The sequence below is a fragment of the Halobacteriovorax sp. genome (genome assembly GCF_041587335.1).
Classification (GTDB): domain Bacteria; phylum Bdellovibrionota; class Bacteriovoracia; order Bacteriovoracales; family Bacteriovoracaceae; genus Halobacteriovorax.
Genome location: NZ_JBFGYP010000094.1, coordinates 1 through 12,010, shown reverse-complemented (window position 1 = coordinate 12,010; position 12,010 = coordinate 1). Strand labels below are relative to the sequence as shown.

Genomic DNA, 12,010 nt, shown 5'->3' with positions numbered 1-12,010 from the left:
CTTGATATCAACAATACCATCTTCAAGAAGATGTAGAGCTTCATTTAAAAAGTGAAGGTCACACTCTTCAATAAGTGCTGGAATTGGAGTTCCCGTTCTGTACTTCTCTGAAATTTGAATAATAGAGATAATCGTATTCTTGTAGTTTACTTGGCTTCCCTTTATTACTCTTGTGAAGAAAACTCTAAGTAGCTTTAGTAGAGCAGGAATAGGGAATGAAATTGAGATTGCAGCAACCGTACCACCGATCACAATGAATAAACTCACTGAGTCGTAAAACATACCGACGTTACTAGTTGATAGAAATAGCCCTAAACCGAGTACAACTAATGCCGCAGTAAAGCCAATTATTGAATAAATATTCATATAAACCTTTTATGTAATAACTAAAGAAGTATAAAAAATAGTTAGTTACCAAGATTTTATGATACTTTTTGAGGGATTGTAAAAATATTAAAAGGTTTTCTTTTTAGAGAGGAAATGTCGCTCCGAATAAAACCTTTATATTCATTCCTGATGACGAAATAGTACTAATACCATACGCATATGAAAGGCCAGCTTCGAAGTTTAGGCCCCAGTTCTCACTAACTTGTTTTGTGTATCCCCAGTGTCCTCCAAAATCAATCCCTGTACTCACTGCACTTAGAACTGTACCGAAGTTAACAACTGAGACTCTTGATAGTCCAAAATCAAAGCCGTAGTACTTCTTAACTTTTGGAATGGCCGTTATAGTCGTTCCGTCACCTTGAAAAATTCTCTGGATACCTGCACCTTTATAGTACCTTCTTGTTCCAAGTCCAAGATAGTTATAGTGCATTTTCCCTGTTCCCATATCTAGGGCAATACTCGTTCTTACAAAGTATGATCTTTTGAAGTTATCAAAAATTTCTAAGTCTGCATCAAGTGAAGGCATTACTGAGAACCCACCGCCTTCAAGGTTACTAGTGGCATTACTTCCGCCACCGCCTGTATCTTCAGAGCTAGAGGCCGTTGTAAGAGGGTTTGCGTATGAACCTTTAATCATTCCAGTTCTAACTGTCGCTTGTAGATTATCAAGCTTAGCGTATGAAGCAGTAGAGGATAGAAGAATAAAAAAGATAGCAATTTTTTTACTAAGCTGCTTGTACATTCGAGTGATCCTCTTCTACATATTTAAGACATAGTTCATCAATAATTGGTGATATCTCTTCTTGTATCTGCGCATTCTTATTAATGAGCTTTCTTGAGAAAGCAATAAACTTAGATTCTACATCACTTTTGTTCTTTTTAAGTTTAGCTAATTTAATTTCATCTGTCTGCATGTTACTAAGTTCCAGGTCTAGCACTTCTCGCTTCTTACTACCTTCTGGAGCAATCATTTCAATTAGCTTAGAACTAATGTTTTCGTCTGTTACAACTAAGAACTCGACTAAACTACTCTGTTTCATCTTTGTCAGAATAATCTTCATTGAAGTCTCTGGTAGATCGTAAATAGACTTCGCCGGAAGGAAGCTACTTAAGACTTCTTTCATTTTCTTAGTATCACCATTCTTACCAAATGCTGTGAAGAAGTATTCCTCGCTTTCAATATCAACATAAGGGAGAATTTCCATTATCTTATCACTAAATGGAGAAGCAAGGTCAGGCTTATGGTATGCCTTTAACTTCTCTTGTAGAAGAGGCTCTTGCTTTTTAAGTTCTTCGTTATCTGCTTTTACACTATTGATTGTAAGAGTTTCTATTAAGCTGCTATCTAGGCGTGGAATAATTTTCACTATAAATGAACTTGAAAGAGTGTTCATTAGTAGTGGTCCAAACTCTGGATTTTCAATAACTAGATTAGTAAATGTATCGACATCTAGACTGTATAAAAGCTGCTTTGTTTCATCACTAATTAAATCTGTAGGAACAATGACTTCTTCAAGAATTTGCTCATCAATAAATCGAGCACCAACTTGTAGATTCACTTCACCAGAAGCACTGCTTATAACATTTCGCCACAGCTTTCTGTCTTGATTATTTAGAGTTTCAAAAGTCTGTTGTAGTACTTCAGAGTCTAGCTCTTGAGTAATAAGAATTAGTCCTTCTTTAGACCCTGGAGCTTTTAAATTAATCCACTTCTTTAGTAGTGTGGCAGCTTCCTGTTTGTTATCTGTGAAATACTTTTCAAAACGAGCAACAGCTGAAGCAACCATTGTTTCATCAGATAGACCAGATGAGACTTTTGTCTCTGTCGTTGATTCAATTGTCTCTGTAGTAGAACTCTCATCTTCGTCAGAGGAATCACTTGAAGCCGACGCCGATTCTGCGGCCATTGCTGCAATTTCTTTATTGCTGTCTATTAACGCTGATGTTTGTCCCTTTTGAAGCTTTGAATACATAATAAATAAGATAAATGATACTAGACTTAAGAATAGTCCAGTTACTAAGAAACCAATTGATGTAGAGTACTTAGCTCCAAGGTTTAAAAGTTCAGCTAATGAGAAATCTTGAAATGTTTTTTCTTTTTTAACTTCTTCAACAACTTTCTTCTTAAATTGAACTCTTGAAAAGTCCATTGAAGGTTTTACTGGTACGTTGAAGCTTAATTTCTTAAGAACTGTTTCTACATTATTTGTAACTTCTTCATCTAGTAGCTCATCTAATAAGATAGAGATTTTAACAGATGAAATGACATCAAATACCTTTGGAAGTTTGCTCTTTTCTTTCTCTTCAGCAATTTCTTCAGCTGAAGGACCATTGATAGGTGCTTCTATTCCTAACTTATGAAATAGGAAGTAATCCTTCTTGGCCTCTTTTGCATCTGAAAAATTATAGTTTTCAAGTTTCTTTGTTTTCTTTGCTGAATTATCAACTTCTTGTGTTTGAACATTAATATCTAAGATGTATTGCTTCTTTTCTATCAATACCGATAAAGCATTCTCAATTTTACTGTAGATTTGTTTTTCAACTGCCAGCTTATCAACTCTAATGAGACCTTCAGAGTACGAAAATTGAGCGTATAAAAAACAAAGCAATGTTAGCAATAATTTTAAATGTGAGTTCTTGTTCTGTGTTTTCATTTACTTTTTCCCAATATTTTTCTTTTCTAGGATTAATCTCTTCATTTTAAGAACAAATGAGTTTTCAGAGTTCTTAGTGTATGCGGTATTAAAAGCTGTAAGTGATTTTTCAAAATCATTTTGTAAGTAAAAAATACTTCCTTCTAGCTCGTTTGGAACTGAAAGCTCTGGAAAGTCTTTCTTAATTGCTCCAGTAATCTCTAGCGCTTCTTTATAATTCTTATTTCTAATAAGTCTTTGAACTTCAAATAACTGAGCACTAATTTTGTCATACTTCTTCGCCTCAGCAAGTTGATCTTTTGGGTCAAGTTTTAGTGATAGATCAATATTTATCGCCTCAGTTTCAGCAAGTAGGACTTTTCCGTCTTCATATCCCTCTTTCTTTAGCTCTACAAAGAGAGGGCCGTCTTTAAGTTTCTTCTTCTCTAAATCCTCAGTCTTTATAATGAGGGGAGTGACTCCGATTTCCTCGGAGCTCTTTGAAGACATATTCTTAACAAATATCTTAGCTCCCTCTGGAGCAGAGTTTATCTTTATAGTAGTTGAACTAGAGCATGAACAAAGTGCTGATAAGATCAATAAATTTAGTAAGTTCTTAATTGTTTTCATTTCTTTTAAACTCCAGATACCGAAGGCGTTAAACCTTTTCTATTTTATATCTTCACCATTTGATCGGAATACTGTCTAAAAAATTGACGATTTGAATTGATGGGTGAGCTTTCGGGAAAATTATTCCTATTCAAATGCAACTATTAAGATAAATACATGGTCTAGTGATTTTATGACTCTGTAATTTCAGTAGGTTGTGGTTTTAGTGCCATCTATTTTGTGCATAAATAATTTATTTAGAGTCTGAAAAGGGATGTAACCTCCCGTAACTTTTAGTAATTACTGCCGCATAGAATATATTTAGTCTAATGAGTTAATATAAAAATGCCGTTAAGTGTTAAAGGAATATCTATTTAGCTTGAGAACTATAATTATAGTTCTCTAATTTAGTGTAGATGAACTTAACTTGATAATTAAAATATAAAAAATAGTAATAACTAAAGATGGATTAATGACTCTATGAAAAAAATGAATTTACTAATCTATTGTTTACTCTCAATTCTATTGGCGTCCTGTATGGGGGCCGGAAATGAAGAGCTAGATAAAGCAACTTTCGGTTTAGTAATGAATGTTACTGAAGGTGAAAATCAAGTCTTAGAAGACCCGGAAAGTTTAGCAGAAGATATTCAAATTCAAATTGTAAGTGAAGGTGATGGAGACCCATCTTCCGGTGTTTCTATTACATTTATTTTAGATAACCCTGATTCAGGAGCAAAACTATTATCAACAGCAGCAGTAACAGATTCTGAAGGTTATGCTTCAACACAAGTTGTTGGTGGTAATGACTTTGGTGTTGTTGCCAATATTACAATTATTGCAAACGGAACCGGTTTAAAAGAAAAAGTTTCAGTTGCTATTAGAGATAAAATTATTCCAACTAAAATTCAAATCGTTGATCCACCAAGTGAAGTTGTTGCAGGTGTTAACTTTGACCTTCAACTTAGACTTGTTGATGACAATGGAAGAGTATCTGAAGAAGAAGACTTTAATACTGAAATTTCTGTAGACTTTACTTCTCTTTCTGGTGATCTTGCAGACCCTGCAAGATTTAGTAAAACAAATGCTAATGATAGAATTGTTTCATTTGTTAAAGGAAAGGGTGTCTTAAGTTTAGTTAGTCATAAGACTGCTGAAGACGTGACTATCAGTTTACGAGATCATGGAAAGATTCCTGAGCTTGAAGCGATTACCCAAAGAAGCATGAATATATCTGAAGTTAAAGTTGTTAGGATTGTTCCAGCAACTGCTGTTCGAATGCAGTTAGATAATCCTGATGATGCTACGACAGATGATACCGTTGAAGTTTTATCAAGACTTTATGACCAGTACGATAACTTTGCTTATAACTACACTTCAACTTGTCAGGCTCGTTTTGACGTCGTTGGTGATAATGGTGATGAAGTTTGGGTTTCTGAAGCAGCTACTCCAGCATCTAGAGAGAAGTATGGAGTTGCAATATTTTCAGCAGGTACAGGTAAACTTAATATAAGAGATACAAAAGTAGAGAATGTAACTATAACAATCTCTAACCTTGTAGCTGGTTGTGGGGGAATGACTAATCTTGGCTCTACTCAAGATGTTGCCTTCTCTGTTGGTGCCGTTCAGAAAATTGAACTTAGAGCACCTGTTCCTGATACAGTTAAAACAACAGATGAAATAAGTTTATTACTAGAAGCAACAGATGCTGGTGGTAACTTTACTTCTGCATATAATGGTAATGTTGGAATCTTATTTGACGGATCATGTTCAGCGTTTGTAAACCCTGCTGATCACGATGGAACAAGTAAAGTGTTTCTTGCCGCTGGGACAAAAACAATTAGAGTCTCAAATACTAACCTAGATAGAAAGGCCATTGAAGAATGTACTGTTCTTTTAGGATCAACAGCTAGTTCAACTGGACTAGATCTATCATCAACTCAGAAAATTTATTTTACTCCTGGTGACGCAAAACAATTCTCATTTCTTGCTAATAGCTATACTGGTGAAGTTGGCTGGGGAACAGCTGCGGCCCAGAGAAATCCTACAACTATAGAGGTTGAGGCCAGAGATACTTATGGAAACCCTGTTTCTACATATTCTGGTGGAGATGTAAGTATTGTATCTGATGGAAATACTGAAGTTTCTACTACTGATGCAGACTCAGGTACTAACGCAAAAGTTATTTCTATAAACTCATCAGGTAAGGGAACTGTTACTGTTTGGAATATTAAAAATGAAACAGCTAACTTAACTCTTACTGCAGGTCCTTCAGATATGAGACATACTACTGCAAATGCAGAGAATGTTGATATTGAAACATTGGGGATTTATACAGCGAGTATCTACTATAAGTGGGGTATCCCAAATTATATTGAAATAACTGAGCCTGTAGATGGGACTGTTGACTCGGCCATCTCTTTAACAGCTACTGCTTATGATTATGGAAATAATAAAGTTAATGATTACGGTTCGGCCTCTACGCCAATTAGTGATCTAGAGTTTGAATCAGACTCTGCAACTGCTGTTCTGTCTGGACCAATTGACTTCGTAAATGGTGAAGCAACTATAAATATACAAAATACTGTAGAAGAGACTGTAAATATTAATCTTGCAATGAGAACTGGAGTTACTCAATTTAAAAACTCTCAATCTCAAGATATAGATATTACTCATGCTACAAGAGCAAATAAAGATGTGTACTTTAAATGGGGTACTATAAATAGAAAATTTGTAATCACCGATCCTGCAGATACAAATGTAGATAATAATGCAAGATTAAGAGTTCAAGTTGTTGACCAGTATAACAACCCTGTTAGAGATTACGGGTGTTCTGGTGGAACAACAGATGTAAAATTAACTGTAAATGGTAACTCTAGAATTACAGATTCAGCTGTATTTGATCATACGAACTTAACTAATTATTCTGCTCTTCCTCAGGTTGAGTATGTAGATATAAAGTCACAAAGTGGTAGTTGTCCAATTGCTAGTCCAAGTGATGATGCCTCTTATGGTGATCTCTATGTCTATAATAGATCTATCTCTCCATTCGCTGCAGATTTTCAAACTGTTGGTATTACAATGGAAGACTCTGATGGTACAGGGTATTCTTTGACTCCTACTGGAGGAGTTATCTCTGTTAATTTTGCACCTGGTTCACGTACTCAGTATGTAATTAAAGATAGCGTTGGAACAGTTGATGATTCAATTAAGGTTCCAGTTCAGGCATTGGATCAATTTGATAACCTTGTTGTAAATTATACAGAAAATGATGCTGTTGAGTTTAGATGGATTGCTCAAAATAGTGCTGATATTGATTTAGATGCTGATGACAACCCAGTTACAACAACTGACAATAGAGCGCCTGGAGATTTATATATAGATTTCTTATCTGGTGATAGAGGAGAGGGATATATCTATCTCTCTGATACTGTATCTGAGTCAATAAGTGTTGGCCTTGAAAATAAGGCAGGATACGATACAAGTGCAACTGCTACAATTTTATTTAATTCAGGTGTTGTTACAAACTTTGCTATAGTACCACCGTCTGATCCATTAACAATTACAACTGATGACAAGGTTCTTTTTACAGCTCAAGCGCTGGATCAGTATGGAAATGTTAATACAAGTTATGAAACTGATATAAAAGTTGCAGTTAACAATAGTGCTGGGATTGTTACAAACCCTTCTGAAGTTGTTCCTGATAACTATACAACTGTTACAAATTTAAATGTTGATATTACTTCTGGTGAAGCTACTTTCTATGTTTACGATAGAGTAAAAGAAACAGTTACATTATCTTTTATAGATGAATTTGGTCGTACGCTAACTCTGCCAACTACTGATGTTGACTTCCTACACGGTAATCCTGTTAGTGTTGATATTGCAAAAGTAGGCTCTACTGATATAAATCCTCCAGGATCAATGTCAGCAAGTGTTAACGCTGATTCTCCTCAGGTTGTTCGTGTTGAAGTAAGAGATGTAAACGGAAATATCGCTGATACTTTTAGTGATGACGTAAACCTTGTTATTAGATCAGGTAACGCTGAATTGTATACAAACGTTCCTGGGCAGGATGATATTCCAAATACAGGAGTTAATCAGACGAGAGTCGTTAATATTGCTAGTGGTGTAGGTAATCTATATCTAAATACACGTGCAGTAGGTAGTGTTTCTCTTCATTTAGATGACAGTGTAGACTCTACAGGTTTAACTATGATTCCAGCAGCTGGAGACGCTGCTGTTGTTGCGAATGTTTCTCACGGTGCTGCAGAGAAATTCGCAATTATCCTTCCAAGTGATATTGCACTAACTCCTGGTCAATTAGGAAGTCTTCCAACTGCTGTCTATACAGGTAATACTGATAGTGATGTAGGCGTAACTGTTAACTCTTATGACCATTATAATAACTTGGCGACAGGATTCTCTGGTGATGTAATTTTAAATGTTACAAAGAATGCTGAAATTGATTCTTCATCTATTCCAGCTCTTTCTACTTATGTTGATACTAAGAATGTTAAACTAGCAATGGTTAGTGGTACTGCTAGTTTTGATATTTATGACTATCAAGTGGAAACAGGTGTTTCACTTTCACTAAATAGTAACTCTGGTACTAACTCAGCAGGGCTTAGTACTTCACATACAAGAATTGTTAACTTTACTTTTGGTGCTCCAAGCTATTTTGCAATCGTTAAGCCTCTATCTAATGGGATTGTAGATAATCCTTCAAGCGTAACTGTTGAAATTCGTGATCAAAGACATAATGTTATTACAAATGGATTTGAGGGGACTGTTGACTTTAATGTTAATGGGGATGCCTTCTTAAATGATGCTGCAGATATTAATTCTACAACTGGTTTAGTTGCGAGTCCTCTAAAGACTAGAACTATTAACTTTGCTTCTGGAAACAATGGGGTTGAAAGTATTGCCGTTTATGACAGAACTGCAGAGCTTGTAACGTTCTCACTTTCTTCAGCTTCTGAAACTGCTCCGGGGACATCAACTCCTGGTGTGACAGATTTAAAATTTCCAGCAGAACTAAAAAATCAAACATTTGATCCTGGTGCTGCTAAAGATTTTCAAATTCAAACGCCTGTCACTATAGATGGTGATGGTAACCATGTTACTGCTGATAACGCTCTTGTTGTTGAAGTTTGGGCATATGATAAATATGGAAACTTTAAAAATAACTACACTCAAGCTGATGCAATTCAATTACAGTTATCATTAAATGGTAAAGTTGTTGGTGCTGATGGTATTACTGCGATTACAGACGACAAAATCGACTTTGGAGGTAGTTTCCCTCAAGGTATTGGTAGAATAACTATTCGTGACCTAGTTGCTGAAACGATTGACCTTACTTTGGCCGATCACTTAAGTGCTGGTTTTACTGGTAATACTGTTCAGGTAAAGGTTCGCCATGGTGAGCCAGTTGATTTCATTATTACAAATGCTCTCGGTCGTAACGACACTGCTGATAATCCTACTTTTGCAACACGCGCAGATGTTGGAATAGAAGTTGAAGTTACAGCTCGTGATGCCTACACAAATACAGTCGAAAACTTTGCAGGAAAAGCGAATCTTGCATTTATCGCAGGACTATCTGGAACATCATTTCCAAGTGGAGCAACAATTAGCTCATGGACAGATGGTGTTGGTAAAATTATTTTCAATAAGACTGTTGTCGGAGATGTTACGGTAGAAGTTCAGGATCACGTTGATGCTCCTGTAATGGATAACTCTGATCCTCTAGCTCAAAAAACAATTACAATTGTTCACGGTCTTCCAAATAAATATGCTTTCATTACTCCTGCTGGCCCTATTGTCGCTGGTGATGAGATCCCTGTTACCATTGAGGCGCAAGATGTCCATGGGAATAAGGCCCTAAGTTATGATGGCGTTGGAAAAGATGTTCAAGTTGAGTATAGAAGTGGTGTAGGTACATTTAAAGATGGAGCCTCATTTGTAAGTGGACCTAAGACTTATCAATTTAGTTCTGGTGCTGCCACAGTTATCTTGAAGAAAGAAACATTTGCAGCAACTTCATTCCCTAATACAGATGAAACAATTCAATTAGGATTCTTAACTGCTTCAGATGGAACTCTTGATGTAACAGATACAGAGTCAATTATTTTTACTCCTGATGTTGCTGAAGAGCTTGTTGTTGTTATTGATCCTACATTAAATACTGCAGGTCTTGGACCATTTCCAATTGATAATGCTGTGACTCTAAGAGTTGAGGCCCGTGATCAATTTGGGAACTATAATGACTCTTACTCAGGAACAGTTAATGCTGCCACTGATAAAGATGCTTGGGTATTTCAAGATGGAACGGCCTGGGGAGCGCAGAATAGAACAATTAAAACTGCAAACTTTTCAGTGACTTCTGGTTTTGTAAATATCAAGGTCGCTGATTTAAAAGCTGAAACAAATGTTAACGTAACTTTAGATACTCCTATCGGTGGATCTATCTCTACTTTAACTCCTACTCAAATCGATTTCATGCATGGAGTAGGTACTGATTATACTCTTGTTTTTGTTGATCAACCTCTAGTAACTATTCCTGAGTTCTCTACAGATAAAGAGAGAGGATTACAGGTACGTGTTCTGGATCAAGGGGCAAATATTGTTCTCAACCATCCAAATCATGACGTAAGACTTACTCACAATGGTGTAGATTCAAACTTTACTGGTGACTTTGGTGGAGATGAAGGTCGAGTAACTGTAACAAATGGTACGGCAGATCTTTCATTTGATAGTAGAAGAATCGGTAATATTACATTAAGTATTGATCCGGCGCTTTATGATACAAACCTAGTTAGAAGTACTAAGACAGTAAAGATCGTACCAGGTACAGTGAGCCAATTTGTTATTGTTGGTTCGGCATCGTTCAGTGCAGATACGTTATTAATTTCAGATGCTGCATTTTCTCAGCCTGCTTGTGGAGCAGTTGTTCCTGGAGCGGCACCTTGTCCTAAGCCTACAGATATTTTAAAGATTGAGCCTCAAGATAAGTACGGAAACTTAAATGATATTGAAGGTGCTGGACAGGTTTATGAAGTTAGCCTAGAGGCAAAAGATACATCAACTCTTCAACAGAGATGGATTGAAAGTTTAAAAGTAATTGAAGGGAAGACATATCTTGCAGATGGGACAACTCTATTTAATCAGCAGCTTATTAGAGCTGAGGGAGTTCAGTTCACTCTATCTTCTCCAAATCCTACGACTCAAATAGATGAAGATGGAAACACTGTTACATTAGATATTTCTTCTGTTTTAAATTCAACAGTTATACCTGGACAGGCCGCAAAAGTTTGGGTTGTTCAACCTACCAATGGAACAATTGATAATCCAATTGATATCACAGTAGAAGTTCAAGATGGTCACGATATTGATGGAAATGGAAACGGTAACCTTGTTACGACTGCTCCAAATATGGCAGTAGACTTTACGTTAAGTTCTACCTCTGGGCTTCCTGTATGGAATGGTCTAGGAACAAGTGACCCTAGAGATACAGATACTACAGATTTAATCTCAACAGATACAATTACTATTAAGAAAGGTATTGGTGTATTCAAACTGGAAAATACTAAGGCCGAAAATGTTGATATAGGACTGACTGCTGCTCCTGGCGGAGTGACAAGTCGTTTTGATGATGGTGATAATGATATTTATTACTCTGTAGCAAATCAGACTAAGACAGTTACATTTGGAGCTGGTGTTCCTCACCACTATCAAATCGTTCCTCCTGCTGCCGGTTCATTATACGATGTTGCTGAGGGCGATAACTTAAAGAGATTTGATTTCCAAATACTTGCGTATGACCAAGGTAATAACTTTAAAAATAACGTTAATGGTACCGTTATAATTGATGTTACAAATCCAAATGGTGACGTAACTATTTATAACTCTGATGAATCTGAAAGTGGAACTAACACTTATACGGCAACATTAGTTAATGGTGTGGCCAATGTTAGCTTCACATCAACAACAAGTGGTGTTGCAAGCTTACAACTGAGAAAAGATACAGTTACACCAGACCCTGTTGGTATTGATGTTGATCCAACAGTCTATAACGTGAATGTGAATCCTGGACCAGTTGTTAAGCTTAAAATGGTTGATCCAACAGATATTAAAACAACAGCTTCGACTGATATTTCTGATGCTCCAGATGATGCTTTCTTAAATACTACTGCTGTTGTTGTTAGGGCCTACGACTTCTTTGATAACTTTAATAACTCATTTACTGGTTCAGTTATAACGCTAGCTACTGACTCTTCAGATATGGAGTCTGTAAAAGTCTCTGATCAATCAGATTCAATTGACCTAGCATTTAGTTCTGGTCAGGCATCACTACTTCTTAGAAATAGAAAAGCTGAAGTTGT

5 protein-coding genes are annotated in these 12,010 nt (G+C 36.2%); 1 reads left to right on the top strand and 4 read right to left on the bottom strand.

Features of this window, described 5'->3' with window-relative positions; genetic code table 11:
* From ABX784_RS12230 to ABX784_RS12215, 4 genes are all read right to left on the bottom strand, one after another.
* Positions 1–366: hypothetical protein (locus ABX784_RS12230; protein ID WP_372655333.1), on the bottom strand; the 366-nt coding region annotated here is incomplete at its 3' end.
* A gap of 103 nt (positions 367–469) precedes the next feature.
* The gene (locus tag ABX784_RS12225; protein ID WP_372655332.1) at positions 470–1,129 is read right to left on the bottom strand and encodes a hypothetical protein; all 660 of its coding nucleotides are present in this window, start codon (positions 1,127–1,129) and stop codon (positions 470–472) included.
* Positions 1,113–3,041 (bottom strand): hypothetical protein, encoded by a 1,929-nt coding sequence (locus ABX784_RS12220; RefSeq protein WP_372655331.1) that lies wholly within the window; start codon positions 3,039–3,041, stop codon positions 1,113–1,115. Before ABX784_RS12220 ends, ABX784_RS12225 begins: the two co-directional genes overlap by 17 nt.
* Positions 3,042–3,650, bottom strand: coding sequence for a hypothetical protein (locus ABX784_RS12215; protein ID WP_372655330.1), 609 nt, complete (start codon positions 3,648–3,650; stop codon positions 3,042–3,044). It abuts the gene before it with no gap.
* Between the two features lie 459 nt (positions 3,651–4,109).
* On the opposite strand from ABX784_RS12215, the gene ABX784_RS12210 reads away from it, so the two are divergent.
* On the top strand, positions 4,110–12,010 hold a 7,901-nt coding region (locus tag ABX784_RS12210), incomplete at its 3' end, for a hypothetical protein (RefSeq protein WP_372655329.1).